Consider the following 25,147-nt stretch of genomic DNA (forward strand, 5'->3'; position numbering starts at 1 on the left):
CAAGGAGCAAGCGTGAAATTTCTCGATAAAATAACCAACGAATGGCAGCGTCAATGGGCGATGGCTTGGTTTCTTTGTGGTGCCTTGGCGCTGTTTTGGGGTTTTTGGCTGACCACCGAGCGGGGCGCGCTTGATATTGCGATGCTGGTGGTGGCAACCATTGGTTTGGTATGTGTGGTCGCGCTGGCATTTCGCCGTAATCTGAGCGGAAACGGGTTGGGTATAACGGCGAATCTCGGTGAGATCGCGGTACAAGGGCGCATGGGCGCGACGGGTTTGATGCTCGCACCGATGTTTTACTTGATCACGCATCTTTATGGTTTGTTTTACTGGAAGAAAAACCAAGATGGCGACGGCAATATGGTGCCTCGTGATGCCAGTGTTGGAGTTTGGCTGATTACGGGAGTGTTTATCGCGGTTGGTTTAGCGGTATTCCCTTGGCTGAATGAGCAGTTACAGCAATATAGTTTTATTGAGTCAGGGAGTGATGCTGCCGTCAGCTTGTTTGGTGTGGATGTGAGTTGGTACAGCATTAACGTGATTGCTTTTGTGCTGGGTGTTACCGCGCAAACTACGATGATTCTACGCTATTCATTTAGCTGGGGGATTTGGATTGTTGTTAACTTTGTTTGGTTAACGGTCAATTTGGTCAATCAGAATTATATTTTTGCGATTCAAACGATGGTGTATCAAATCAATGCGTTTGTCGGTCTGTATGGTTGGTGGAAATCTAGCAAATTGAGTAATACGAACTAAAATTACCAAGCTTCGCCCGTTGTACTTGTTTTAGGTGAGCACCTAGGATAAGGAGACAATAAGATGGGTTCTACCTCTATAATAGATACAAACCGCCGCTCAATGATGTATTTGTGGCTTGGATTAATTGCAACGCTCGTTGTTTTTACAGGGTTTGCGAAAAGCTTCTACCTTCAAGGTTTATTTTTCAATTCCACGCTGTCTAACCTGTTAGTTATTCACGGCATTAGTATGACGATTTGGTTTGCGTTATTCATAACGCAAGTTGGATTGAACCTTAAGGGGCGCAACGATTTGCATCGACGGCTCGGTGTTTCAGGAGCCGTATTTGCAATATTGGTGGTTGTGCTTGGCATAGCCGTTACCATAGAGTCGGGACGAAAGGGAATCTCTCCGGCATCTGATGTACCTGTCCTAGCATTTATGGCCGTTCCTTTTTTTGATATCGCAGTTTTCGCTGGCTTTATTGCTACTGCGCTTGTTTATCGGCGCCGTCCAGACATTCATAAACGCTTGATGTTGTTGGCAACGCTTTCGATTTTGACCGCGCCTATTGCGCGGATACCCGTAAGCTTTATCGAACAAGGAGGTTTGCCTGTATTCTTTGGCATTATGATCGCGCTGGTTGTGCTTGCTGCAGTAATAGATACCATTAAGCACCGCAAACTTCATAAAGCAATGGCCTGGGGTGTGGCGATCATCATACTCTCAGTGCCTATTAGAATAATGGTCGCGATGACTGAGCCGTGGATGCGCTCAATGGCGTGGCTCGTTGGGAATTAACTAAATAATATTAAGATTACAAGTGGCGAAGTAAAAACGGGAGCTTCAGGCTCCCGTTTTTTATGAAAATACAGTTAAAATCAGCGATTAATATTCGAACATCGCCGAAATTGACTCTTCGTTACTCACCCGACGTAATGCCTCAGAAAGCATGCCGCTCAAACTTAATTGAGTGACGATTTCTAGAGATTTCATTTCTTCGGAGAGGGGGATGGAGTCGGTCACAATCACTTGGTCGATAGCTGAGTTGCGGAGGTTTTCAACAGCGTTACCTGAGAAGACAGGGTGGGTGGCATACGCGAAAACCCGTTTAGCCCCATTCTTCTTCAGCGCTTCTGCTGCTTTGCAGAGGGTGCCGCCGGTATCGATCATGTCGTCCACCATCACACAGTCGCGCCCGCTCACGTCACCGATGATATGCATCACCTGGGACTCGTTCGCTTTCGGTCGTCGTTTATCGATGATAGCGAGGTCGGCATCGTTCATTAACTTCGCCATAGCACGTGCGCGTACAACACCACCAATATCGGGTGATACCATCACAGGTGACTCGAATGTTTGTAACTTCATGTGCTCAAGCAGCACCGGGCTACCAAACACGTTATCCACGGGCACGTCGAAGAACCCTTGAATCTGCTCAGCGTGCAGATCAACCGTGAGGACACGGTCTACACCAACGCTAGATAGGAAGTCGGCGACCACTTTCGCAGTAATTGGAACCCGTGCAGAGCGAACCCGGCGATCTTGGCGGGCATAGCCAAAGTAAGGGATTACGGCAGTGATACGACCGGCAGACGCGCGGCGCAATGCATCAACCATAACGATAAGTTCCATTAGGTTGTCATTGGTAGGTGCGCAAGTGGATTGGATAATAAAGACGTCTGAGCCGCGAACATTTTCGTTGATTTGAACACTGATTTCGCCGTCACTAAATCGACCTACATCAGCTTCTCCAAGCTTAATATAAAGGCGATCAGCGATCTTGCGGGCTAGCTCGGGTGTTGCATTGCCAGCGAAGAGCTTCATGTCAGGCACGGTAAACCTCGACCAATTTGTATTTATGTGAGAGTAGGGCAGACGGATGTTTCACATTGCCGTATTCGCATCAGGGGAGCTGTTTCAATGCCGAAAGAACTGGCGATTGATTCACTCCTCGTGCGACAAACCCCCGATAGCTATCGGGCAATGCGTGCAAAGCTTGCTGGGCCGCTGTTTTTGTTGAAAAACTGGCAAACACACAGGCTCCGGTCCCCGTCAATCGTGACGGAGCGTAGTTTAGCAACCACTGACGTGCGCTGGCAACCTGTGGATACACAGAGCAGACCAAGTTTTCGCAATCGTTGTGAAAGGATTGCCAATTTTCAATGGGTCCTTGAATTGGTGGCGTGTTACGTGGCAAGTCTGGGTGCTGAAATATTTCCGCGGTGCTTACATGCACTCCCGGGTGAACCACCACGTACCACGCTTGCTCGGGAAACGCGGGGGTAAAATGTTCTCCGACACCGCGTGCTAATGCGGCATGACCATGCACAAAAATGGGAACATCGGCACCCAAAGATAACCCTAGATCGGCTAGTTCTTCGGTGCTTAAGCCTAATTGCCACAAGCGATTTAATGCCAATAACGTCGTGGCTGCATTCGACGAGCCACCGCCAACGCCGCCACCCATGGGTAAGTGTTTATCGACATGGATACGAACCCCTTGGGGCTGTTTACGGTAGGGGCGTAATAGCTGTGCTGCGCGATACACTAAATGGCTCTCTAAGGGTACTTCAGGTAACTCAGGCGTGACTTCCACAACATCGTCTGCCAGCACTTGAAAGCTCAGTTCATCGCCGTAATCTAAAAACTGAAATAAGGTTTCTAGTTCGTGATAGCCATCATGGCGGCGCCCAGTGATGTGTAAAAACAAATTAAGTTTTGCCGGTGCGGGCAGCGTGTAAATCGGATAGATGCGGGTCATTCCACCAGTACCTCGCGCCATTGGCTCACTTGAAAGCGAATCCGCAGCGGGTATTGGCTCGCTTCAATCATATGCGGCATGGTGAAAGAGCGTCCGTTGTGCACGACCACTCGGTAGTCGCTGAGTTCTACCTGCCATACTTGCTGGTTCCAAGGGGATTGGCTGATATCTGCGGTGTAGCTCGCTAAGGCGCCGCTTTCGAACCAGCGCCGGTTGGCAATGGATACTTGCGGTTCGAGGCCAATAATGGCTTCAGACATGAGATGAAACGGAATTGGCATTCCAGTATGAGTGTAAAGCAACTCGTCGATGTGTTCCGCGTTAAAGGTTTCGCCTTGGAGATTGGTAAACACACCACCGGATTCATTTTGCTCGAGGCGTGCGAGAGTTCCCCGTAACGGATGATAGAGGCGAAAGGACGTGGTTTCAGGTGTGTGTTGCTGACGCCAGGTATAACGCGCGGCATCGCGCTCCCCATCGGCATCATTGAAAAAGGCGATATTGCCTTGAATATTCCAAAACACGATCTGGGATAACCAAGCTTGATGATCAGCATGGCGCTCTGGTGCGACTGTGTCAGAGGTTTGTGGCGTGCTTGCGCATGCAGTGAGAAAGGCAATAAACAAACCTAATCCGAGCAATCGATGGAACTGCAACCATCGAGTAAAAGTTAAACGCATTTAGTTCGCCTGTTCGCGGGAGTTATAGAGATATGTGGACCAGTAAACCACAACTGATATTTAGTTGACCACGATTTCTAGTTTGCTTTCAATAGACTGACGCTTCGCTTACAATACAGGGCCGGTGGTCGCCCTTGTTTGGCGCGCGAAAATCCACCGAATCACCGGTATAGACGCCCGAAGTTGGCGTTTGGTTCCATAGCTCGGCTCGCTATCATTTGGGGAGCGAGGTTGTAGTCGTTATTTACACAAGGGCATCGCATACAGCGTTCATGACAATTCTTGCGTTAGGTATTAATCACAAAACCGCGACCGTCGGAATCCGCGAGCAAGTTGCTTTTCAGCCTGAGCAACTGGAAATGGCATTACAGTCATTAGTCCAGCAGGGGAAAGTGAGCGAAACTGTGATTGTGTCTACCTGCAATCGTACAGAGCTGTACTGTCATGCCGATGCCGCCGAACTACAAAGCATTATTGAGTGGTTGGCTGCTTATCACCAAGTGCCTTCCGCTGAACTCACGCAGTATTTATATCACCATGCCGACGCCGAGGCCGTAGCCCACTTAATGTCGGTGGCCTCAGGGCTGGATTCACTAGTATTGGGTGAACCGCAAATTCTTGGTCAGGTAAAGCAAGCGTTTCAACATGCCCGCCAAGCCGGTACCGTTGGCTCAGTATTTGAACGCCTTTTTCAATCGGCTTTTGCCACCGCGAAAGTGATTCGCACAGAAACTGATGTCGGTCAGAATGCGGTATCAGTCGCTTATGCCGCGGTGAATCTTGCGAAACATATATTTAGCGCGGTACAAGGGGCAGAAGTGCTACTTGTTGGGGCTGGCGAAACCGCTGAATTAGTCGCCCGCCATTTGCGCGAGCAAGGTGTGCGTAAGATTCGTGTCGCCAACCGAACCGTGGCGCGGGCAGAAGAGCTGGCGCACTTAATTGATGGCGAGGCATATGCCTTGAGCAGCTTGAAAGAGCTGTTACCCAAATCAGATATTATTATATCTTCAACCGCCAGTCCTGTTCCTGTAATCGGTAAAGGCTTGGTGGAATCTGCGTTGCGACAGCGTCGCCACAAGCCGATGTTGTTTATTGACTTGGCAGTTCCGCGCGATATTGAAGAACAGGTCAACGACCTCGAAGACATTTATTTATACACCGTAGATGACTTGCAAAGTATTGTGAGTCGCAACTTGGAGCAGCGACAGCATGCTGCCACCGAGGCACGGGATATTATTGCGCGCTATGTGGATGAATTTACTGCATGGATGCTGAGTTTGAACAGCGTAGACTTACTGCGCCAGTATCGGCAAACCAGTGAGCAAATAGCCCAGCGGCAAAAAGAGCGTGCTTTGGCGCAGTTAGCCGCTGGAAAAGATCCACAAGACGTGGTGCAAGAACTCACACAACGTTTAACAAAAACATTGCTGCACTCGCCAACGTTGGCGATACAGGACGCCGGCCGACGTAAAGATTTCTCTGCGCTGGCGGCATATCAAAAGCTATTTAACGAACCATCTCAGGATTAAACCATGCTTAAAGCATCTTTGGTCAGCAAGCTTGAAAGTTTGCTGGAGCGACACGAAGAGCTGGAGTATTTGCTCGGCTCCGCGGAAATTATCACCAATCAAGATAAATTTCGGGCGTTGTCGAAAGAATATGCACAGTTGGAAGAAACGGTTGTTTGCTTTCGCAAGTATCAGCAGGCAGGCGACGATATTGAAGCCGCCCAAGAGATGTTGAAAGACAGCGATCCGGAAGTACGGGAGATGGCTGCCGACGAAGTGAAGGAATCGAAAAAGCTGCAAGAAGAACTGGCGGCGCGCTTACAAATCTTGTTGTTACCGAAAGACCCCAATGATGATCGCTCGTGCTACCTTGAAATTCGCGCCGGGGCCGGCGGCGATGAGGCCGGTATTTTTGCCGGTGATTTATTTCGCATGTACAGCCGTTACGCGGAACGCAATGGCTGGCGGATGACCATGGTGAGCGCAAGCGAAAGTGAGCAGGGTGGTTTTAAAGAAGTCATCGCGCATATTCAAGGCGACGGTGTGTACGGGCGTATGAAGTTTGAATCCGGTGGTCACCGTGTGCAGCGTGTTCCAGAAACAGAATCTCAGGGCCGAATCCATACTTCCGCGTGTACCGTGGCGGTATTACCCGAAATCCCAGAAGCGGAAGCCATCGAGATTAATCCGGCTGATTTACGTATTGATACCTATCGCGCCTCGGGTGCGGGCGGTCAGCACGTTAACCGGACCGACTCTGCGGTTCGCTTAACCCACATTCCCACTGGGGTTGTGGTGGAATGCCAAGATGAGCGCTCGCAACACAAGAACAAAGCCAAAGCGATGTCGGTACTGCAGGCGCGCTTACAAGCCGCTGAAGACGAAAAACGGGCGGCAGCCGAGGCCAGTACCCGTCGCTCTTTGGTGGGCAGTGGCGACCGCTCAGAGCGTATTCGCACCTACAACTACCCACAAGGGCGGATGACGGATCATCGCATCAACCTAACCTTGTACCGATTGGATGAAGTTCTGGAAGGTAACTTGAATCTCGTGCTTGAGCCCATCGTGCAAGAACATCAGGCGGATCTGCTCGCAGCGCTATCTGAGCAGGGATAAGATTCATGGTGGGGCAACAATTCACCATTGCCCAGGCGCTGGCTCATGGTCGTGAGTTATGTGTGAAGGCGGGATCAGATACTGCTGCATTAGATACCCAATTGCTTCTTATGCATGTAATGGGTTGTGATCGCACCTATCTTTATACTTGGCCGGATCGTCCGTTAACGGCGGAGCAATCTGTCGCATTCCAAAACCTGCTTGAGCAACGTGCGCAAGGCATGCCCATTGCACATGTGATCGGCATGCGCGAATTCTGGTCGTTACCGTTAAAGGTCAACAATAGCACCTTAATTCCTCGTCCTGACACGGAGGTATTGGTGGAGCAGGCACTTGCGCGTGTGCAGCAGGCAAATGCCGATGTTCTCGAACTTGGAACCGGTACTGGAGCTATTGCGCTCGCACTCGCCAGTGAACGACCCCATTGGCATATTCGCGCGGTAGATCGGGCGCCAGATGCGGTGATCCTTGCCGAAGAAAATCGCAGGCGGTTAGGCTTTGATCATGTCCGTATTGAAACCAGTGATTGGTTTTCCGCAATCGAGCCGACGGCTCGTTTTCATTTGATTGTGAGCAATCCACCTTATATTGCCCACGACGACGAACACCTTACTCAAGGGGATCTTCGCTTCGAACCCCATTCTGCGCTGGTGGCAGAACAGGGCGGTTACGCAGATTTAGCCTATATTATTCAAACAGCTTGGGGTTTTTTGCATCCTGATGGATGGCTCATGCTTGAGCATGGTGCTTCGCAATCTCCGAAAGTTCGTGAAGTTTTTCAAGAACTTGGCTATGCTCACATTTATACTGCAAAGGATTATGCTAACTTAGATAGAGTAACCTGTGGTCAGCGTCCGTAACATGTTCCAAAGCTGTGAACGGATGCCTTGAGGTAAACAATCAGCGCAATGGAGCAGGCGTCGAAAGGAGAGCACCGTAATTTATGAACGACCATTTCTTGTTTGCCGATGAACCAGTACAAGCGCAGGATGCGTTGAATGAACGCTGGAAAATAATTATCGTCGACGACGAGCCTGAAGTGCATGCAGTCACTCGCTTGGCCTTAAGTGAGTTTACGTTTCTAGGTCGCGGCCTAGAATTTCATAGTGCTGAATCGGGCGAAGAGGGCTGTAAACTGATGCGCGAGCATCCAGATGCCGCCATTATTTTGCTTGATGTAGTGATGGAAACCGACGATGCGGGCCTGCGTGTTGCCAAATTTATCCGCGAAGATCTCGATAATCATTTTACCCGAATTATTCTGCGCACGGGCCAACCCGGTCAGGCACCAGAGCGCACCGTGATCATTAATTACGATATCAACGATTACAAATCGAAAACCGAGCTCACGGCGCAGAAACTCTTTACTGCGGTGATGTCGAGCTTGCGTTCTTACCGCGATATTATGTCGATTGAGCACAGCCGCCGTGGTTTAGAAAAAATCCTGAACGCATCCACAGACTTATTTTCTGAACAATCCATGGATCAGTTTGTAGGGGGCTTGGTACAACAATTAGGGTGGCTCATTGGCGGTGCTCGTCAAGTGTTGTACGCAGAAGTTGATCCAGAGCATACCCATGAAGAATTCACGGTACGCGCCGCCTTCGGTGAAGAAGCCGACGTGGTACTCAACCGTCCCATTAAATCGGCATTACCGAAAAAATCGCTGATGGAACTGCATGGGGTGGTGGAACGGGGCCAACCTTATTTCAACGACGATACCGCGATGATTTATTGTCCGAGTGCTTGTCGTCCTTGGGGTGGCTTGTTGTGCCTTACCGGTCTTTCACGACCCCTAGCTGATCGTGAAAAAGATTTGCTTCGGATGTTCTCAGAGCACGTGCAACTTGCCCTGAATAATGTGTTGCGACAGGATGATTTAAATCGTCTGTTATTGGCGATGAACCGTCGGCTCATCTTAATGGAAACCGACGTACTTGAGCGCAATCCAGAAGATGCCCACTCAGCATCTCAAATCGCCGCCATGCTGCTACCGCATCTGCAAGTGCGTGATGATAAACATACGACGCTCGCGGTAGCGGCAAGCTTATTAGCGCGTATTGCGCGCTTATTTTCGGTACGTGTTCGCCAAGGCGGTGTCAATCCGCGCGTTTGTTTTGAACGGGTACAGCGAGCTTTCGAAGGTCTGCGTGCGGATCCAAGTAATGCATCGCGCTGGGTTGAACGCGCCCTAGATGAGCGCTTTGAACGCTTCGATGGCAGTGGCTTTCCGGAAGGGAAGCATGGTGACGGGTTTGCTATCGAAGTGCAGTTGTTGGTGTTTATTTCAGCTCTCTATGGTGAATTACATCAGGGTGCGCAGCCTGAACAAGCTTTGCTGAGTATTGAAGATGACGCCGTTGGTTGGTTTAGCCCACAACTTCGCGATGCGATTCGCACCCACAGAAAGCCCATCATGGCGATTCTGCAAACCGAAGCAAATTATGATTTTTCCTGATTTCATCTAAAAGAGAGCGCAGTACATGATAACCATTGATTCCGTGACGATCGGCGATATCCATGTGGCTAACGATGCCCCTTTTGTGTTGTTTGCGGGCATGAACGTGTTGGAAAGCCGCGACTTGGCGCTCGAAGTTGCCGAAGAGTTTGTCACGGTGACAAAAAAGCTAAATATTCCTTACATTTTTAAAGCGTCCTTTGATAAAGCGAATCGCTCTTCAATTCACTCGTTTCGCGGTCCGGGAATGGACAAAGGCATCGCTATTCTCGCGGAAATTAAAGAGCGCTTTGGCGTTCCGGTGATTACCGATGTGCATGAACCCTACCAAGCGGGACCCGTAGCGGAAGTGGCTGATGTCATTCAGCTCCCAGCATTTTTGGCGCGGCAAACAGATTTGGTGGTGGCTATGGCGAAAACCAATGCGGCAATTAACGTAAAAAAACCACAGTTTCTGGCGCCGCACGAAATGCGCCATATCATGACGAAATTCCATGAAGCCGGAAACGACCGCATTATGTTATGTGAGCGCGGCTCGTCGTTTGGCTACAACAACCTTGTTGTCGATATGCTGGGCATGGACGACATGAAAACAATGGCCCCAGTAATTTTTGATGCTACCCATGCGTTACAGCGCCCGGGCGGACGTGCCGATTCGGCGGATGGCCGGCGTGCTCAGGCCGCGCAATTAGCCCGCTCTGGCATGGCGTTGGGCATTGCTGGTTTATTCTTAGAGGCGCATCCGGATCCAAACAAAGCCCTTTGTGATGGCCCATGCGCTTTACCATTGGCCAAGCTCGAAGCCTATCTTAAACAGATGAAGGCAGTGGATGATCTGGTAAAAGGCTTTGCTCCGCTAGACACATCTGCTTGATACAGTGCGACTTTGCTTGCTGATGCCCGCCGAGTAGGTTAAATTACGGGAGTGTATAAAACGACCGTTTTAAATAGAGGCGTCAGCATGGCGAAGGCATTGCGGACAAAAGATAAGATTATTGTGACAGCGGAAATGCTGTTTGCCGAACATGGATTCGAGCAAACATCGTTGCGGCAGATCACCAGTGAGGCCAATGTAAATTTGGCGTCTGTGAATTATCATTTTGGTTCCAAGAAAGCCCTTATCCAAGCCGTCATGGCTCGCTACCAAAGCGTATTTATGCCAGCGCTTGCCGCGCAACTGCAAGAATTGGCTCAACGTTCTGAGCGTGCCGGTGTGAGCTACCGAACTGCGGATGTGCTCGCTTGTGTGAACGCGCCTTTGTTTGCACTTAAGCAAGTACGGGTTGATGGCCCGGTGATTTATTTACGCTTGCTTGGCTATGCCTATAGTGAGATTCAAGGCCATTTACGGCGCTTTACCATGACGCACTACGGGGATGTGGTACATCAGTTTTTCGCTATGATTCAAACGGCCAATCCAAATTTATGCGCCAATACGCTATTTTGGCGTCTGCATTTTAGCTTGGGAGCCATGTTGTTTGCTCAAGTTTCTGGGCAGGCACTTCGCGAAATTGCTGCCTCTGATTTTGGAGAAGATACCCACGCCGAGGAAACCCTCGCGAAACTGCTTCCATTCGTTGCTGCAGGAATTGCAGCATCTGATCCACAGCCGTAAATTTCGACTATCTTTAACTGAGGGAACCGCTAATGCGAGTTTCCGCCTGTCCCGTGTAAATTGTTCGGAGCTATCCTATGTTGTTTTTGCTAATTTTACTCGTCACTATCCTGGTGGTATTTGGCATACCGGATATCCGTAGAAGCCTGATTTCTCGGCCTGTCTTTAAGATTTTTAAACGCATTCTTCCACCGATGTCGGCGACCGAGCGGGAAGCGATGGAAGCGGGCGATGTATGGTGGGACGGCGAACTATTCTCCGGACAACCCGATTGGTTTGCGTTGTTGGCCACTAAACCGCCGGTGCTCAGTGCCGACGAACAGGCATTTATCGACGGGCCATTAGAAGAATTGTTGGCCATGTTGGATGATTTTACGATTAATCAAGAAGATCGAGATCTTCCGCCTGAGGTCTGGGCGTTTCTGCGCAAGCACAAGTTTTTCGCCATGATCATTGGCAAAGAATATGAAGGCTTAGAATTTTCTGCTGCGGCAAACTCATATATTGTGACTCGGATTGCCACGCGCTCGCTGAGCGTGGCAGTCACTGTGATGGTTCCGAACTCCCTAGGCCCAGGTGAACTGCTAACTCACTATGGCACCAGCGAACAGAAAAAGCGTTGGCTCCCACCATTAGCTCGAGGCGAAGAATTACCTTGTTTTGCCTTAACGGGGCCTGAAGCAGGCTCTGATGCAGGAAGTATTCCCGACCGCGGCGTCGTCTGCAAAGGCGAGCACGAAGGCAAAGAAATCATAGGTATTCGCGTTTCATGGTCGAAGCGTTATATCACCTTAGCCCCCGTGGCTACTGTGCTTGGTCTCGCATTCAAGCTCGATGATCCGGATGGACTTATTGGCGATAAAAAATCACTCGGTATCACCTGCGCTCTGATTCCCACGTCTCATCCTGGCGTAAAAATTGGCGATCGGCATTGGCCATTAAATCAAGCCTTTATGAATGGCACCACATCTGGCACCGATGTATTTATTCCATTGGATTGGATTATTGGTGGCTTAGACTATGCCGGGAAAGGCTGGCGTATGTTGGTGGAGTGTTTGTCGGCGGGGCGTGGAATTTCTTTACCAGCGTTGGCGACAGCGTCTGCGCATAATGCCCAACGTTTTACGGGTGCCTATTCCTATGTGCGCCAGCAGTTTGGGTTACCCATTGGCAAGTTCGAAGGGGTACAGGAAGCGTTAGGCCGTATCGGTGCATACAGCTACAGTATGGAATCGACCCGTCGGTTAACGGTGATGGCATTATGCGAGGGATATAGCCCTTCGGTGATTACCGCCATTACCAAGTATCATTTAACGGAAATGGGCCGTCAGGTGATGAATGACTCCTTAGATATTCATGCGGGCAAGGGCATTCAAATGGGGCCGCTCAATTATCTTGCATCGGGTTATCAAGGCACTCCTATTTCGATCACCGTAGAGGGAGCGAATATTCTGACCCGAAACTTAATGATTTTTGGTCAAGGTGCTACCCGTTGCCATCCCTATGTGCTCAAAGAAATGGAAGCGGCTGCACGGGAAGATGAAGAACAAGGTTTACGGGAGTTTGATGCCTTGTTGTTTAAACATATTGGTTTTGCGGCTGGGAACAAAATGAGTACGTTTTGGCATGGCCTTACGGGAGCGCGTTTTGCCAATGCGCCGGTAAGCGGCGAAACCTTGCGCTACTATCAGCAATTAAGCCGCATGAGCCGCGCCTTGGCGCTTTGCGCCGATGTGTCTATGCTCACTCTGGGTGGCGAATTGAAGCGCAAAGAAATGATCTCAGCTCGTTTAGGTGATGTTTTGAGCCATCTGTATATGGCATCGGCAGTGCTAAAACGATTTGAAGACGATGGCCGCCAACAAGCAGATTTACCCTTTGTGCATTATGCGGTGACTATGCATCTGTATCATATAGGCCATGCATTTAACGGGTTTTTCCAGAATTTTCCAAATCGGTTTATTGCGCGTAGCTTAAAAATCTTGGTGTTCCCGTTTGGCAATCATTACAAAATGCCTGCAGACAGTATTACCCAGGAAATTGCCGAAGCGACCATGATGCCTGGAGTGGCTCGAGAACGTCATACGTTCTTAAGTTATTGGCGTGACGATGAAACCGATGTTACGGGGCATATGGAATTGGCGTTTTTGGCCATGCACGAGTTAGAACCGGTTTATAAGCGTATTAACAAAGCGCAACGTGCAGGCGATTTAGGGCAAGATCTGGCCGGTGACGCATTAGCCAAAGCTGCGTTGGAACAGGAGCTGATTAGCCCAGACGAAGCACAGAAACTAGAACGCTGCGAACGGTTACGCATGCGGGCCATCGCAGTCGACCGTTTCTGCCCAGAGGCACTGAAAGAAGGTAAATTTAAGGCCCTCGATGTGCTTTCCGACTAGCCGCGATGCCGAGTAGTGTAATAAAAAGGGCTCCCATAATCGGGAGCCCTTTTTTGATGGGTGAATACGCTATTAGTGGCGTGTTTCAAATTTGGTGAGCAGTGGATCTTGGGTTAACGGCAAACGCTTCGCTTCCAAGCTCATCATAATGTCAGCGTCAGCAAATGCATTAGATGCAGCGCAGCTTCCGGTTTCAATATGATGCAAGGCTCCAGCAAGTAGCGGATCGCCACTATCACCCCAGTCGCCGACAATGGTATCGGTTGCGGCACAGGTGACTGGCAAGCCATCAAAGTAATCACCAAAACCCGCTGAATTTACGGTTTGGAAAGTAATCGCGTAGATAATTTTGTCACATATCTGCGTGGGCTGTTGCCCTACGGGTTTACCACAGGTTGGTGCACCAATAGTGACCACTTCAATATGTGGATCCAGGGAATTAATCACCAATTCCGACGATGAACAACTTTGCTGTGATGTCAGCACGTAAATGCGATTCACATTCAGTCGCTCGATACCTGGGCCAAGGCTAAACATCACGTCTTGGTCGTCGAAATTGGCGTTGTATTGGAACGTGACGAAAACTTCGTTCTCTACATTGTTCCATGCAGCTTGAGATGCGAGCTGATTTGCCACACGCACTAGGCCGCCACTGTTATAACGTAAATCGACAACCAGTTCATCGACACCTATGAGTTGGTCAAAGGCGTTGTTTAAATCCACTTCAGAGCGTTGAAGGAAACTATCAAACACAAAGTAACCGACTTCTTTATCATCGACCTGAAAACGTTCTGTGGCCATCACTGTGTTGGTTTCCACTTGAGTTTTTCGGATCAACGCACTGCGCTCGGTGCCATCTGGCTCAATCCAGTCGATGCGCCGCTCAATGCCATCTTCATTTGGGCCAAAAACGTCCGTAAAAGATGCAGTACCTGCAGCAATACGACTGAACCACTCCGACATCGACACGTCTGATACGGCAGTAATACGATCGCCTCGGTTTAAACCCGCTTGTTCTGCAGGTGAGTCGGCATACACATAACGAATTTCAATCACGCCGTCATCCACATTGTCGCGACGACCAAAGCCAAAACCGAAGAATACTGCGTCGACAAAGCGATCTTGATATTCTTGCTCCGTTAAAATAAACGAAAATATGTCCTGCGGCGCACGCAACGCGTCTAACATGGAGTAAATAGAGCTGTAGTTCTGCGGATTCACATTCGCAGGAATATCTGTATTCCAAAGGTAACTGCGCTCCATAAAGGTTTTCAGGCGCTGATTTTGGGCCGTTACCGAACACTGCCCATTGCCGAGCAGTGGACTGTCACCAGTGAGCGCGCTTTCCGTGCCCCCACAGGCGGCAAGTACAAAGGGAAGGGCGAAAGCGAGTCGTTGATAGTTACGCATAGGTCTACTCTCTACAGTACGTCTTTTTTAAGATACGATGCGTGTTGTGTCTTGGATTCATTGGTAAGATTCATCGGAAAGGACACAGCAAGCTTCTTATCTATCTGATAACTTCAGCTTAACATAAGTTCAGAATAGTTACTTTTGTCTGGCTTGGAAATGCTATTGCATTGTTTTAATCGTAAAATTTTGTTTCAAAAAGAACTACGTAACTTAGGAGAGCGCCCTCGATGGCGGGATTAATCATTGATGTACCCGGATTACAATTAACCGATCACGATAAAGCGATGTTGCAACACCCTGCGGTGGCTGGGGTGATTCTTTTTACCCGTAACTACGAAAGCTCTGCTCAGTTAATCGAACTGACCGAATCGATACGGTCTGCGGCGGGTCGTGATTTGGTGATTTGTGTAGACCATGAGGGCGGTCGCGTGCAGCGTTTTCGTGGTGAATTCACCCATATTCCGGCCATGGCAAGGATTCGTAAGTCGGTGTCGAGCCCCGCTCAGCAATCGGTTATTGCTCGTGAGCTTGGCTGGTTAATGGCCGCCGAGCTATTGGCCTGTGGCGTCGACCATAGTTTTGCCCCGGTGCTTGATATTGAAGGGGAAAGTACGGTGATTGGTGATCGTGCATTTTCCAGTGATCCTGAAGAAGTGATATTTCTAGCCCATGCATTTATCCGCGGAATGCACGAGGCGGGTATGCGTGCCACCGGAAAGCATTTCCCAGGCCATGGTACTGTGGTGGCGGATTCTCATGTGGATATTCCCGTGGATGAACGCTCGCTCGATGACATACTTGCCCTCGATGGCAAAGTGTTTGCCCATTTAGCACCGCATATTCAGGCGGTAATGCCAGCACACGTGATTTATCCGCAAGTGGCCCCAGAGCCGGCTGGATTTTCCAAGCGCTGGTTACAGGATATATTACGCAAGCAGTACGAGTTTGATGGGGTGATTATCAGCGATGACTTAATGATGGCAGGAGCCCTCGTAGCGGGCACTGTGACTCAACGTGCAGAAGTTGCATTAGAGGCAGGCTGCGATTTATTGCTGGTGTGTAATGATCAAGTGGCGGCGCAAACGGTATTAGATACGGTGACATTCCCGGGGGAAACTCAGCCGAGTGTCGACACATTACGTGGACAAACCAGCACCGATGGGCTGGCAAAGCTGCGGGAAAGCCAGCGCTGGCAGGAAGCGCAGCAGTTATTAACGTTGTTAACGAGTGAACACTAAAGCGTATTGAAACTCAGATACCGGAATGAATACCGTTATCTGTATCGTCAGTTAAAGATTGTATTTACGCGTTCTCGTAGGGGAGTGGGTCGGTTAAGCCGAGCGCGGCAAAGGCCTGTAACCGCTCGCGACAGGCACTGCATTTTCCGCACGCCTTTTCGCGACCGTTATAGCATGTCCAAGTTTGGCTATAGTCGAGGCCGAGCGATAAGCCATCGCGCAAAATATCGATTTTCGATTGGTACAAATAGGGCGATACCACCGGAATAGGTTTGTAGTTGGCTAACTGACTTACCTGATTCATCGCTTCCACAAATACCGGACGGCAATCGGGATAAATATCATGGTCCCCGGAGTGTGCGCCGTAATACACTTCATCCGCATCAATAGATACCGCATAGCCAATCGCTAGCGATAATAAAATCATATTGCGATTCGGTACCACCGTGGCTTTCATATTGCCTTCTGCGTATTCCGCATCGGGCACATCGATATCACTGGTGAGAGCCGAACCTGCGAGTAAGGTGTTAATGGCCCGAATATCCACCACTTTATGAGAGATACCTAGTTTTTCGCAGACGTTCGCCGCGTAATCAAGCTCTTTACTATGGCGCTGACCATAGTGAAAAGAGAGAGCGTGTACGGTTAAGCCATCGGCAATGGCGCGGTTTAATACCGTAAAGGAATCCATACCACCCGAATAGATCACTACTGCAGATTTTTGCCCCATGCTTACACACTCTTGTATACTATTGCCCTGCGCTCAGTGTACCTGAATCACCCGATTGAAAGAAAGTGCAGAGCAACTGTAACAGGAGTTCCATGACCGATTTATCGTTAGCTTCCGCGGTGGCCAGCTATGCCCCCGGCGTTTACCCTGTGAACGAACTGTTTGAAACCATTCAGGGTGAAGGGATATACACCGGCCAACCGTCGATCTTTTTGCGCCTGCAAGGCTGCCCAGTGGGTTGCCCTTGGTGTGATACCCAGCATACCTGGGCGCTAGAACAAAGCGATGCGGCCCCCTATGGCGAGGTGATCGCAAAAACCGAACCCAGCCCGCGTTTTGTGGTGCTCAACGCCGCGCAAATTCTGGCGAAGTTTCACGAACGCGGGTTTACTGCAAAACACGTGGTGATCACTGGTGGTGAACCGTGTATGTACGATTTAAACCCGCTTGCCGAAGTGTTAGAGGCGGCCGGTTACCAGTTACAAATTGAAACCAGCGGTACGTTTCCAATTCAAACCAGCGCCAAGACCTGGGTGACAGTTTCCCCAAAATTAGATATGCCGGGCGGCTTACACGTACTCCCTGAAGCCATGGCCCGTGCCAACGAAATTAAACACCCCATCGCCATGGAAAAGCACATCGAAGCCCTCGATGCGCTGCTTGCCCGCTGCCCCGTAGCAGAACACACCGTGATCGCCTTACAGCCCATCAGCCAACGGCCCCGAGCCACGGAACTGGCGATTAAAACCTGCATCGAGCGCAACTGGCGCTTATCAGTGCAGATGCACAAATATTTGGCGATAGAGTAAAAACCACCTCGTTCGTTGCACTTTTCACATGCGACACCTAGCCTGAGATATACCAACATCATGGCGTATACAGGGAGCGTGTCGCATGAAAATACCACATCAAGTTAATTCTTCAGATCGTACAGCGTTTATGCTCAGCCAATGCCGTGAGCGCGGGCAGGGAATGACCGAATACATTGTCATTCTTGCCTTGGTCGTAGTCGCAGCGATCGGGGTGTACTCCTATTTCGGAAAAGCTGTTCGCCACCAAGTAGCCGGGGTTGCCCAAGAGATCTCAGGGCAGTCTGCTTCACAACAGCTGAATGAAGCTCGTCAATCGGCGAATGCCGCATCGAATCGCGCTAACCGTGAATATAACTTGAGCAACTATGACGATGCCACGAACTCCGGAAACTAGGACCTCTGGCGGTTATATTCTGTTTGCCGCTGCGTTGCTTTTACTCGGATTTGCGTGGGCACTATTTTCGGTCACTGAGCTTGCTCAAGATGCGCAGATGCAAACTGAGATTCAACATGTGGCAGATAACACGGCAGCAGCCATGGGGGTAGTCGCTTCTCGTGATCTTAATTTTAAAGCGGTGACTAATCGCGCCATGCTAGCGAATGACGTTGCAATTGGTCAGGCATTAGCGTTACTCAGTTGGTTCGAAATGGGCCACATGACGAGTCAACGTTTGGCGCTATATTCTGCGTGGATCCCGTATGTGAATACTGTGTCGGCACATTTAGCACGTACGCTTCAACATATGCGAGTGCCAATGACATCCGGTGTGCACAGCTTTGTAGCTTTTCAACAATTTGTACTGCAAGGCTTGGAACATGCCCAATGGTCGTTTCATCAAGCCACATGGATAAGCAGCCTCCTAACTGCACACCATATTGCGGAGTCGAATCATTTAAAACTCGAATTATTTCTGCTTAATCATCAAACTTTAATTGATGTGAAAACGCTTTGGTTTCGATTTCAACGTCGACAAACGCATCCAGTTGCGCAAAGTGACTATGTCAGGATGGTGCAGGATAGCCGGGATGATTTTACGCGATCTCGCACGTATCGTTGGTTTGATGCTGGCTTTATTTATGCACAGAAAGCGGGGGGAACGGAGGCCTTTCAACGATTAGGCCAAGTGCATTGGCAATCTATTGATAGCTTAAGTCTGCATCAGCGCGCGTTGTTTTGGCGCAGTGAACATCGTTTAGGGGGTGGCGGAAGCTTTATTGGCAGCCGTCCTCCTTTGACGAGTCGCTCGTCAGACTTTGGTGAAAGTTATCAGCGCAATCGACTCAGCAGTCGCGATGGTGCGAGAATCGCACGCTCATTGACCTCAGGACATCGTATCCCTCGCTATTACGAACTTGACCAACCTACAGATGCGCAAATCACGCTAGTGCTGCGAACACGGGAAGGCCCCGTCCTTTGGGCTGCAAGTAGAGCACTGGTATTTTTTGATCGTCCAAAAGACCTTTGGCCGCGTCAGGATCAGCAGTATGAACGCCCTAATTTATTCAATGCGCTATGGCAATCACGGGTCGTCGCTATTCCTAGTTATGAGTTAGCCATATTGGCGACACAAGTACATGCAGATTCAATATTCAGGGAGAGTAAAACATGATGTTGCATCAACGCGGTCAGGCGCTCCTAGAATTAAGCATCGTAGTAGGCACGACAGGGGTATTCATCCTATTACTCGTTCCGTGGATTTATCAGACGCTTCAGGAGCGATATAAGGATGGGCAGCGCATGCAAATTGAGCTAGCCGAAGCACCATGGCGTGACTACTTCCAGCTGCCCGAACGTAGTGATGTTTGGTGGCGGGAGCGCGGATTATTCAATGAAACGAAACGGACTAGGGTACTGACCAACGATGCAAACTATCCGTTTGCGCAAAGTATTGCTCCTCTGTGGTCACTGTTTGATTGGCAAACAGAGTTTTCGCTACCGCTCAATACAGCATATTCAGCGCGCCTGAGTGGTCTCGATGATGCGGGTAATGCAAATACTGTAGATTATTTACATTTCCGTCGGATACACCATGATTGGAGCCCTAATCGTAGCGATGATTTAGTCGCGCGCCCTCAATCATTGACAGCGACAGCGGCACTTAATGGCTTAGGGTTTCACTATGTGCAGCAGGTCGTAAGCTGGTTGCCTTTTGCCCGAGAGTTTGCGCCTGGCCAGCTTGAGTTAGGCCGAATTGATACATCGGTTGTCCCCATCGAGAGAGTCTGTACGGAGGCTTTATGCTAAGTCGCTCGTTACGGAAGATATGGTGGGCGGCGATGATCCTTGCGATGGCCGAGGCACAAGCTGGGCAACCACCATTGACTCCACGTTATCTACCAGAGCCCAGTGGCCATACTTTAGTCCTAGCACCATCAACCGCCTTGGGGCTTCGTGTGATGACCTGGCGACTCGATTTTGATTGGGTTGAAGCTGAGAGTTTTCTGCGTGGTATTGATGATTGCCTTGTTATTCAACAATCACAAAGCAACCGGTTAGATTGCATTACTCCGACAGACGTTGTCACGTTGATGTCACAACAGGGGGAGATTCTCTGGAGTGAAAGCCAAATAGCGCCCAGTGATCCAAGGTACATGGATGACGAAGGGATAAACATGCGCAACTTGTCACAAACACGATGGGAAGGTGTGCTACTTGAGAAACACTTAGAGCCAGGCCCTTTAATCAGTGTGTTCCGGCGTTATGAGCGCCTTTTTGACGATGCCAGCCCGTGGATGTTGTACGAGGTATTTCGTGGCGCATTTGTGTTGCAAAACAGATTGGTAAACACCGGTCACAAACTGACGGTCCACGGTTGGGCCTTGGATTCTGGATTGATTCAGGTGCTGACTCTGTATGAGGAAGCGCAATGAAAGCCGTCTTTGAGCCCAAATTCTGGTGGCCTTTTGCAGTTGGAACTGTCGCGGCATTTTTAGCGTGGCATTTGCTTGGGCAATATAGAAACGATTTGGAAACCCGCTTCTTGCAAATGACTGAAGCACAGCAAGAAAATCAGCTATGGGTGGACGTTGTCGTATCTAGGATGCCATTGCGCACTGACGACACGCTAGAACTAAGCATGTTGCAATATCGGAGAATTGACGCGTCTTTGTCTCCTCATGGTGCGATTTACCCTGATGATTTGGACGATATTTTAGGGCGGCGGATTGCTTTAAATGACAATGATGAAATTCCACCAGGACGTCCGTTGCAATGGCATCAATTACATCACGAAGAGCCAGAAGTAACTCCGAGCTTTCCTGTTGACCATACGCTTATGACGCTGCCGGTGCATCCGGAGGATAGTCATATTGGGTTGTGGGCTGTTGGCGATTACATACAAGGATACCAACGAGTAGATTCTTCGATGCGTAAAGTAGGGCGCCCCTATCAAATTTTCGCACTCGATGGCCAGCGTCGCTTTGATTCGGATCAGCACCGGCAGGCACCGCGGCATGCGACATTGCTCCTGCCCATTCGAGACGCATTGCAGCTTGCGAGCCTATCTGTTCATGGGCCTGTGCACTGGGTTCAAGTGAACTCAGTGTATAGCAACCTGCCGGTTACTGTGGCTCCGCCAAATTATATTCATCGTATTGTACCAAAGGGGGAAGCATGCGTAGGTCTATGCTAAGAACGTTTAGACACCTACTGTGGCTCAGCTTAACTGCAGGAATCTGCAATGTTCACGCAGATCAAGCATTGTCATACTTGTGGCTGGAAGTCGGTCAAATTCATGTTGAATCATTACCTGAGCCCCCAAGCAAAATCGCCATCGTTGCACCCAATATTGTGGATGTGCAATTTAACGACGCCAACGAGTTTGTGTTCTTACCGAGTGCCATTGGCCAAACTGATGTGGCCTGGTGGTTTAGTGACGGCACAATCAGCAAGCGACGTGTTCAGGTGTTGCCGAGTGGAAGTCTTGGGCTACTTGATGTTCTGGGCATGAAGGCGGGTGCATCAAGCGATATTACTGCGCAATGGCAACAACAAAGTTTAATGCTCGAAGGACGGGTAGATGTGGATTACTTCGAGCGTTTACAAGGACTCAAGGAGCGTTATCCCTTTCTTGATTTAAGTTTACTGCATGTCACTGAACCGAGCGTCGAAATGCTTGAACTGGAAGTCTACGTGGTTGAATTAAGTAAACGATTTATACGTAATACAGGACTTGCGTGGGATAGCACTATGCAAGGCCCTTCGTTAGGGGTGTTGGCAGATATATTTGGAAGTTCTCAGTTGAGACCGAACCAGGATCTATTTCAGTCGGACTCGGCTCAGCGCGGTGTTTATCTTGGGTGGGCTGGCAGCTTACAGTCAACCTTACAGCTTCTCCAAGAACGTGGCGAAGGGAAGGTGTTAGCGAAACCTCGCGTTCGTGTAGAAAGCGGGAAAGCTGCGGATTTCTTAGTTGGGGGGGAGTTGCCTATTCCACAAGTAAATGCTCAGGGACTCACGGATGTTACCTTCAAACCCTATGGTATTCGCTTGCAAGTCATCCCTACGTTACTTGCATCCGGCTGGATTCGTACCGAGCTATTGTCTGAAGTGAGTCAGCCAGATCCGTCGATGTCAGTGCAAGGGATTCCCGGATTACGCAGTCGAAAAGCAACAACACAGGTGACAAGTAGCCACAATGAAACGGCCGTGATTGCTGGCTTGATTAGCAAAGATATATTTATGGGTCATAGCGGCTTACCTACGACCAGAAGAACAGGGAAAGTCTCGCCATTAATGCAAGACGAATCAATTCAACAGGTGGATACTGAGCTCGTCATATTTATAACCGCGCGGCGCCTTGCAACCTATGAACAAGAGCAAGCAGAACTAAGAGAGGCTTGGTTGGAGCTAAGACAGCGTTTTGCAACTATAGGTTGTCAGGGCATGGTTGAGAATACGGCACAAGGAGTACGCTGATGAACCAGTCTGAACCCATATTAACGTCCTTACTCGAGCATATCGAACTATACATTCAGCAAAATCATATATCTCTTGAGCGTATGACCGATGACGAGATCGCCGTGTTAGTTACTCGCTTGGTAGAGGAGCGCATGGGAGGGCACAAAGGGTCATCCCAGCTTGTCCAACAAGTACTTGACCAGATGCTTGGCTTTGGGCCTATATCACCTCTGCTTCGAGATGAATCCGTGTCTGAAATTATGATCAATGGTCACAATAAAGTGTTTATCGAATCGGCGGGAAAAGTGCGACAAGTTTCTTCCGGCTTTCAAAATGAGCAAGCGTTGCGGCAGGTGATTGAACGAATGCTACACCCTCTTGGAAAGCGAGTAGACGAAAGCAGCCCTATGGTAGATGGTCGATTACCTTGTGGATCCCGTATCAATATTATCATTCCGCCATTAGCCGTTTCAGGCGCAACCATTACTATTCGTAAATTTAATCAACAGCAGTGGGGCCTCACTGATCTTGTGAGTTTGCAAAGTATGTCTGTGGAGGTTTCCTTACTGCTGCGCTGGGCGGTACAACACAAGCAAAATATCGTATTGTCAGGCGGGACAGGTACAGGGAAAACAACGTTATTGAATGCGTTAGCTCGATGTATAGATCGAGAAGCGCGCGTGATTACGATTGAGGATGCGGCTGAATTGTTGTTGCCTTTGCCACACTGGGTTCGATTAGAGTCACGGCCAGCAAACCAAGAAGGCGTTGGAGCAGTTTCTATTCGCCAATTGGTTATTAATGCCCTCCGAATGCGCCCAGATCGGATTATCGTGGGGGAGTGTAGAGGTGGTGAAGCGCTGGATATGTTACAGGCAATGAATACCGGACACGCTGGCTCCATGACAACACTCCATGCTAATACACCAAGAGATGCGTTACAGCGACTGGAAACTATGGTGTTAATGGCGGGATTCGAGCTGCCATTAATAGCGATTCGTCAACAAATCCGTTCAGCAATTCAACTTATTGTTCAGATTCAGCGCACAAGCGATGGTCGACGTCGAGTCACAGCGATTACGGAAATCAAAGGTATGGTTGGCGATGTAATTCAAACAGCGGAGCTTGTACGGTATACCGAAGATGGTGATCACTATGTCTTTACGGGTGAAATGCCGAACTTTATAGATTCCCTTAGCGCTGAGCAGCGTGGGCAATTGCAAAAGATGACCACCTCCGAGAAGGAACTGGAGTGGTGTCATGCATAGTGAAGTCTTGCTCGCGTGGTTAACGGCTCTATTATTCGCGCTTGCCGCCATTACTTGGGCGTATTGCGTGATTGTAATTAGCCTTCGCATTAAGCATGACTACCAGCAAGAGTACGTTGAGAAATTGCAACGTAATCTTACTGAGCTGTGGTTGTTTATACCCTGGAAGCATTGGGTCGCTTTATGGCTACTCGTGTGTATGTTTGTCGTTGTGGTACTGCTCACCCTAAACATTGGTTGGTGGCTCGTGGTAACCGGACTAATCATAGGTTCCTGCGCACCGTGGCTTGCATTGCGTTGGCTGAGAAAGAAGCGACAGCAAACATTTATAAAACAATTGCCTGATGCGTTGATGTTGCTTGCCAATGTGTTAGCGACAGGTGGCAGTTTGCATCGCAGTATTGATTTCGTTAGTCGGGAAATGCCTCCTCCATTGGGGCAAGAGTTTTCCTTAGTTGTGCGTCATATCCGATTAGGACAGTCGTTAGCTGCGGGCTTTACTCAGTTATATCAACGTATTCCTCACGGGGATGTTCAACGTGTGGTTCTTACCATTGCTCTCACCCAACAGGTGGGAGGGCAGCAGGCAAGAATACTGCAGCGATGTGCGTATAGTTTACGAAAGAAATTAAGCTTGCAGCAGCGTATTGAAAGTATAAGTGCGCAAGGACGGTTGCAGGGAAAAGTTATGTCTTGCCTACCTCTGTTATTGTTGTTGGTGTTCGGGTGGATGGAGTCCGATGCCATTCGTGTGTTAAGTGGCGAACCATTGGGTTGGGTTTTGCTGTTCTCTCTCGTGACGTTGTTAACTGTCGGACAATGGTGGATTGCCCGCTTAGTGAAGATCCCGGTGCCTCTATGATGAGCGTTTCAGGCCTTGCCGTGGTTTCGGTATTTATTGGGGCGAGCTGTTATGGTTTCCTCTTACGCGCGCTTCTGAAAGCGAATAAGCAACGAGCGCAAACGCGCCTGCATAAACAGTCCGTTTACTATGCGCTACCGGCAGGGCTTGATTTAATTGCTCTGCAACTTGCGGTTGGAGCGGGGCTAGTTGCGGCTCTTCAACGTATTGTCGAGTTTTTTCCAACACAACCTTTGGGGCGCGAATTTGCAGTGGTTTGTGGTCAAGTTCGCTCTGGGTTTTCACTTGAAACTGCATTAAAGAACTTCCGCGAGCGGGTGCCAGGCCCACAAACCGCACTATTTGTTGGCGCTTTACTGCAGGCTCAGCAACAAGGGGGCGCCATTGTTGAATTGCTAACACAACAAGCGGATAGTTTTCGTAACGAGATTGCAGAACACATCGAGAAAAAAGCGCACGAGCTTCCGATAAAACTGCTCATGCCGTTAGTCGCGCTAATCTTTCCTGCCACGCTTCTTCCGGTGATAGGTGTACTAAGCGCAAAACTGATATGGGGCGTCTGAGTTTATGGTGCCTTATCGTATTCTGTACGCAAATCGTTGGGCGTCACGACTGTGGGGATGGTGCATGCGAGGTGACCACG

At 49.5% G+C, this 25,147-nt stretch carries 25 protein-coding genes; 20 read left to right on the forward strand and 5 right to left on the reverse strand.

All coding sequences use genetic code 11. The features are described 5' to 3' along the window. The first annotated feature begins 12 nt into the window (after window positions 1–12). Together pnuC and FM042_RS00925 are read left to right on the forward strand one after the other, a co-directional pair. Window positions 13–756, forward strand: a complete 744-nt coding sequence (pnuC, locus tag FM042_RS00920) for a nicotinamide riboside transporter PnuC (RefSeq protein WP_221931485.1) — start codon at window positions 13–15, stop codon at window positions 754–756. A gap of 63 nt (window positions 757–819) precedes the next feature. Continuing rightward, window positions 820–1,539: a hypothetical protein gene (locus tag FM042_RS00925; RefSeq protein ID WP_143233881.1), complete on the forward strand. Its 720-nt coding sequence runs from the start codon at window positions 820–822 to the stop codon at window positions 1,537–1,539. An 87-nt stretch (window positions 1,540–1,626) separates the two neighbouring features. Here FM042_RS00925 and FM042_RS00930 read toward each other — a convergent pair whose 3' ends face one another. The 3 genes from FM042_RS00930 to FM042_RS00940 all read right to left on the reverse strand — a co-directional run bounded on the left by FM042_RS00930 (window position 1,627) and on the right by FM042_RS00940 (window position 4,182). Continuing rightward, on the reverse strand, window positions 1,627–2,574 hold the full coding sequence (locus tag FM042_RS00930; protein ID WP_143233882.1) for a ribose-phosphate pyrophosphokinase: 948 nt from the start codon (window positions 2,572–2,574) through the stop codon (window positions 1,627–1,629). A gap of 70 nt (window positions 2,575–2,644) precedes the next feature. After that, the gene (gene ispE, locus FM042_RS00935; protein ID WP_232366315.1) at window positions 2,645–3,523 is read right to left on the reverse strand and encodes a 4-(cytidine 5'-diphospho)-2-C-methyl-D-erythritol kinase; all 879 of its coding nucleotides are present in this window, start codon (window positions 3,521–3,523) and stop codon (window positions 2,645–2,647) included. Further along, window positions 3,499–4,182, reverse strand: coding sequence for an outer membrane lipoprotein LolB (locus tag FM042_RS00940; protein WP_143233884.1), 684 nt, complete (start codon window positions 4,180–4,182; stop codon window positions 3,499–3,501). The genes ispE and FM042_RS00940 overlap by 25 nt, the downstream gene beginning before the upstream one ends. Before the next feature lie 272 nt (window positions 4,183–4,454). Here FM042_RS00940 and hemA point away from each other — a divergent pair, with 272 nt between their 5' ends. From hemA to FM042_RS00975, 7 genes are all read left to right on the forward strand, one after another. Beyond that, window positions 4,455–5,714: a glutamyl-tRNA reductase gene (gene hemA / locus FM042_RS00945; RefSeq protein WP_143233885.1), complete on the forward strand. Its 1,260-nt coding sequence runs from the start codon at window positions 4,455–4,457 to the stop codon at window positions 5,712–5,714. 3 nt (window positions 5,715–5,717) lie between these two features. Further along, window positions 5,718–6,809 (forward strand): peptide chain release factor 1, encoded by a 1,092-nt coding sequence (gene prfA / locus FM042_RS00950; RefSeq protein ID WP_143233886.1) that lies wholly within the window; start codon window positions 5,718–5,720, stop codon window positions 6,807–6,809. A 5-nt stretch (window positions 6,810–6,814) separates the two neighbouring features. Further along, window positions 6,815–7,669, forward strand: coding sequence for a peptide chain release factor N(5)-glutamine methyltransferase (prmC, locus tag FM042_RS00955; RefSeq protein WP_143233887.1), 855 nt, complete (start codon window positions 6,815–6,817; stop codon window positions 7,667–7,669). An 83-nt stretch (window positions 7,670–7,752) separates the two neighbouring features. Then, a complete protein-coding gene (locus tag FM042_RS00960) occupies window positions 7,753–9,267 on the forward strand; it encodes a DUF3369 domain-containing protein (protein ID WP_143233888.1) in 1,515 nt (504 codons plus the stop codon). A 25-nt stretch (window positions 9,268–9,292) separates the two neighbouring features. Further along, window positions 9,293–10,141, forward strand: coding sequence for a 3-deoxy-8-phosphooctulonate synthase (gene kdsA, locus FM042_RS00965; protein WP_143233889.1), 849 nt, complete (start codon window positions 9,293–9,295; stop codon window positions 10,139–10,141). Window positions 10,142–10,228: 87 nt separating this feature from the next. Next, the gene (locus FM042_RS00970; RefSeq protein ID WP_143233890.1) at window positions 10,229–10,882 is read left to right on the forward strand and encodes a TetR/AcrR family transcriptional regulator; all 654 of its coding nucleotides are present in this window, start codon (window positions 10,229–10,231) and stop codon (window positions 10,880–10,882) included. Between the two features lie 77 nt (window positions 10,883–10,959). Further along, window positions 10,960–13,281: an acyl-CoA dehydrogenase gene (locus tag FM042_RS00975; protein WP_143233891.1), complete on the forward strand. Its 2,322-nt coding sequence runs from the start codon at window positions 10,960–10,962 to the stop codon at window positions 13,279–13,281. 72 nt (window positions 13,282–13,353) lie between these two features. Here the strand turns inward: FM042_RS00975 and FM042_RS00980 are convergent, their stop codons facing one another. Beyond that, the gene (locus FM042_RS00980) at window positions 13,354–14,691 is read right to left on the reverse strand and encodes a S41 family peptidase (RefSeq protein ID WP_143233892.1); all 1,338 of its coding nucleotides are present in this window, start codon (window positions 14,689–14,691) and stop codon (window positions 13,354–13,356) included. 230 nt (window positions 14,692–14,921) lie between these two features. Between FM042_RS00980 and nagZ the strand changes: the two genes are divergently transcribed. Further along, window positions 14,922–15,932 carry a beta-N-acetylhexosaminidase gene (nagZ, locus tag FM042_RS00985; RefSeq protein ID WP_143233893.1) on the forward strand — a complete coding sequence of 337 codons (1,011 nt, stop codon included), beginning with the start codon at window positions 14,922–14,924 and terminating at the stop codon, window positions 15,930–15,932. A 64-nt stretch (window positions 15,933–15,996) separates the two neighbouring features. Here the strand turns inward: nagZ and queC are convergent, their stop codons facing one another. After that, window positions 15,997–16,662, reverse strand: coding sequence for a 7-cyano-7-deazaguanine synthase QueC (gene queC / locus FM042_RS00990; RefSeq protein ID WP_143233894.1), 666 nt, complete (start codon window positions 16,660–16,662; stop codon window positions 15,997–15,999). A 92-nt stretch (window positions 16,663–16,754) separates the two neighbouring features. On the opposite strand from queC, the gene queE reads away from it, so the two are divergent. The 10 genes from queE (at window position 16,755) to FM042_RS01040 (ending at window position 25,067) form a co-directional block, all read left to right on the forward strand. Then, window positions 16,755–17,471 (forward strand): 7-carboxy-7-deazaguanine synthase QueE, encoded by a 717-nt coding sequence (gene queE / locus FM042_RS00995; RefSeq protein ID WP_143233895.1) that lies wholly within the window; start codon window positions 16,755–16,757, stop codon window positions 17,469–17,471. Window positions 17,472–17,556: 85 nt separating this feature from the next. After that, a complete protein-coding gene (locus FM042_RS01000) occupies window positions 17,557–17,868 on the forward strand; it encodes a Flp family type IVb pilin (RefSeq protein WP_408608835.1) in 312 nt (103 codons plus the stop codon). After that, a complete protein-coding gene (locus tag FM042_RS01005) occupies window positions 17,846–19,084 on the forward strand; it encodes a hypothetical protein (RefSeq protein WP_221931486.1) in 1,239 nt (412 codons plus the stop codon). Before FM042_RS01000 ends, FM042_RS01005 begins: the two co-directional genes overlap by 23 nt. Next, complete coding sequence (locus tag FM042_RS01010; protein ID WP_143233897.1) at window positions 19,081–19,719, forward strand: hypothetical protein; 639 nt, start codon at window positions 19,081–19,083, stop codon at window positions 19,717–19,719. The genes FM042_RS01005 and FM042_RS01010 overlap by 4 nt, the downstream gene beginning before the upstream one ends. Further along, on the forward strand, window positions 19,713–20,345 hold the full coding sequence (locus FM042_RS01015) for a hypothetical protein (protein ID WP_143233898.1): 633 nt from the start codon (window positions 19,713–19,715) through the stop codon (window positions 20,343–20,345). Before FM042_RS01010 ends, FM042_RS01015 begins: the two co-directional genes overlap by 7 nt. Beyond that, entirely contained in the window at window positions 20,342–21,106 is a 765-nt protein-coding gene (locus FM042_RS01020; protein ID WP_143233899.1) for a CpaB family protein, read from the forward strand. Before FM042_RS01015 ends, FM042_RS01020 begins: the two co-directional genes overlap by 4 nt. After that, window positions 21,088–22,392 carry a pilus assembly protein N-terminal domain-containing protein gene (locus FM042_RS01025; RefSeq protein ID WP_143233900.1) on the forward strand — a complete coding sequence of 435 codons (1,305 nt, stop codon included), beginning with the start codon at window positions 21,088–21,090 and terminating at the stop codon, window positions 22,390–22,392. Before FM042_RS01020 ends, FM042_RS01025 begins: the two co-directional genes overlap by 19 nt. Further along, on the forward strand, window positions 22,392–23,642 hold the full coding sequence (locus tag FM042_RS01030; RefSeq protein ID WP_143233901.1) for a CpaF family protein: 1,251 nt from the start codon (window positions 22,392–22,394) through the stop codon (window positions 23,640–23,642). Before FM042_RS01025 ends, FM042_RS01030 begins: the two co-directional genes overlap by 1 nt. Continuing rightward, entirely contained in the window at window positions 23,635–24,504 is an 870-nt protein-coding gene (locus FM042_RS01035) for a type II secretion system F family protein (RefSeq protein WP_143233902.1), read from the forward strand. Before FM042_RS01030 ends, FM042_RS01035 begins: the two co-directional genes overlap by 8 nt. Continuing rightward, a complete protein-coding gene (locus FM042_RS01040) occupies window positions 24,501–25,067 on the forward strand; it encodes a type II secretion system F family protein (protein WP_185960658.1) in 567 nt (188 codons plus the stop codon). The genes FM042_RS01035 and FM042_RS01040 overlap by 4 nt, the downstream gene beginning before the upstream one ends. Window positions 25,068–25,147: the final 80 nt, after the last annotated feature.

The organism is Aliidiomarina halalkaliphila (assembly GCF_007096385.1).
In the GTDB taxonomy this organism is placed as follows: domain Bacteria; phylum Pseudomonadota; class Gammaproteobacteria; order Enterobacterales; family Alteromonadaceae; genus Aliidiomarina; species Aliidiomarina halalkaliphila.

Bases quoted from the DNA above. Each gene is read 5' to 3' on its own strand.
- FM042_RS01000 (WP_408608835.1), top strand. From the start codon at position 17,557: ATGAAAATACCACATCAAGTTAATTCTTCAGATCGTACAGCGTTTATG.
- FM042_RS00940 (WP_143233884.1), bottom strand. From the start codon at position 4,182: ATGCGTTTAACTTTTACTCGATGGTTGCAGTTCCATCGATTGCTCGGA.
- nagZ (WP_143233893.1), top strand. From the start codon at position 14,922: ATGGCGGGATTAATCATTGATGTACCCGGATTACAATTAACCGATCAC.
- FM042_RS01030 (WP_143233901.1), top strand. From the start codon at position 22,392: ATGAACCAGTCTGAACCCATATTAACGTCCTTACTCGAGCATATCGAA.
- FM042_RS01015 (WP_143233898.1), top strand. From the start codon at position 19,713: ATGCTAAGTCGCTCGTTACGGAAGATATGGTGGGCGGCGATGATCCTT.
- FM042_RS01010 (WP_143233897.1), top strand. From the start codon at position 19,081: ATGATGTTGCATCAACGCGGTCAGGCGCTCCTAGAATTAAGCATCGTA.
- FM042_RS00925 (WP_143233881.1), top strand. From the start codon at position 820: ATGGGTTCTACCTCTATAATAGATACAAACCGCCGCTCAATGATGTAT.
- kdsA (WP_143233889.1), top strand. From the start codon at position 9,293: ATGATAACCATTGATTCCGTGACGATCGGCGATATCCATGTGGCTAAC.
- FM042_RS01020 (WP_143233899.1), top strand. From the start codon at position 20,342: ATGAAAGCCGTCTTTGAGCCCAAATTCTGGTGGCCTTTTGCAGTTGGA.
- FM042_RS01040 (WP_185960658.1), top strand. From the start codon at position 24,501: ATGATGAGCGTTTCAGGCCTTGCCGTGGTTTCGGTATTTATTGGGGCG.
- queE (WP_143233895.1), top strand. From the start codon at position 16,755: ATGACCGATTTATCGTTAGCTTCCGCGGTGGCCAGCTATGCCCCCGGC.
- FM042_RS00975 (WP_143233891.1), top strand. From the start codon at position 10,960: ATGTTGTTTTTGCTAATTTTACTCGTCACTATCCTGGTGGTATTTGGC.
- FM042_RS01005 (WP_221931486.1), top strand. From the start codon at position 17,846: ATGCCACGAACTCCGGAAACTAGGACCTCTGGCGGTTATATTCTGTTT.
- queC (WP_143233894.1), bottom strand. From the start codon at position 16,662: ATGGGGCAAAAATCTGCAGTAGTGATCTATTCGGGTGGTATGGATTCC.
- FM042_RS00960 (WP_143233888.1), top strand. From the start codon at position 7,753: ATGAACGACCATTTCTTGTTTGCCGATGAACCAGTACAAGCGCAGGAT.
- FM042_RS01035 (WP_143233902.1), top strand. From the start codon at position 23,635: ATGCATAGTGAAGTCTTGCTCGCGTGGTTAACGGCTCTATTATTCGCG.
- FM042_RS00980 (WP_143233892.1), bottom strand. From the start codon at position 14,691: ATGCGTAACTATCAACGACTCGCTTTCGCCCTTCCCTTTGTACTTGCC.
- hemA (WP_143233885.1), top strand. From the start codon at position 4,455: ATGACAATTCTTGCGTTAGGTATTAATCACAAAACCGCGACCGTCGGA.
- prfA (WP_143233886.1), top strand. From the start codon at position 5,718: ATGCTTAAAGCATCTTTGGTCAGCAAGCTTGAAAGTTTGCTGGAGCGA.
- ispE (WP_232366315.1), bottom strand. From the start codon at position 3,523: ATGGCGCGAGGTACTGGTGGAATGACCCGCATCTATCCGATTTACACG.
- FM042_RS01025 (WP_143233900.1), top strand. From the start codon at position 21,088: ATGCGTAGGTCTATGCTAAGAACGTTTAGACACCTACTGTGGCTCAGC.
- prmC (WP_143233887.1), top strand. From the start codon at position 6,815: ATGGTGGGGCAACAATTCACCATTGCCCAGGCGCTGGCTCATGGTCGT.
- FM042_RS00970 (WP_143233890.1), top strand. From the start codon at position 10,229: ATGGCGAAGGCATTGCGGACAAAAGATAAGATTATTGTGACAGCGGAA.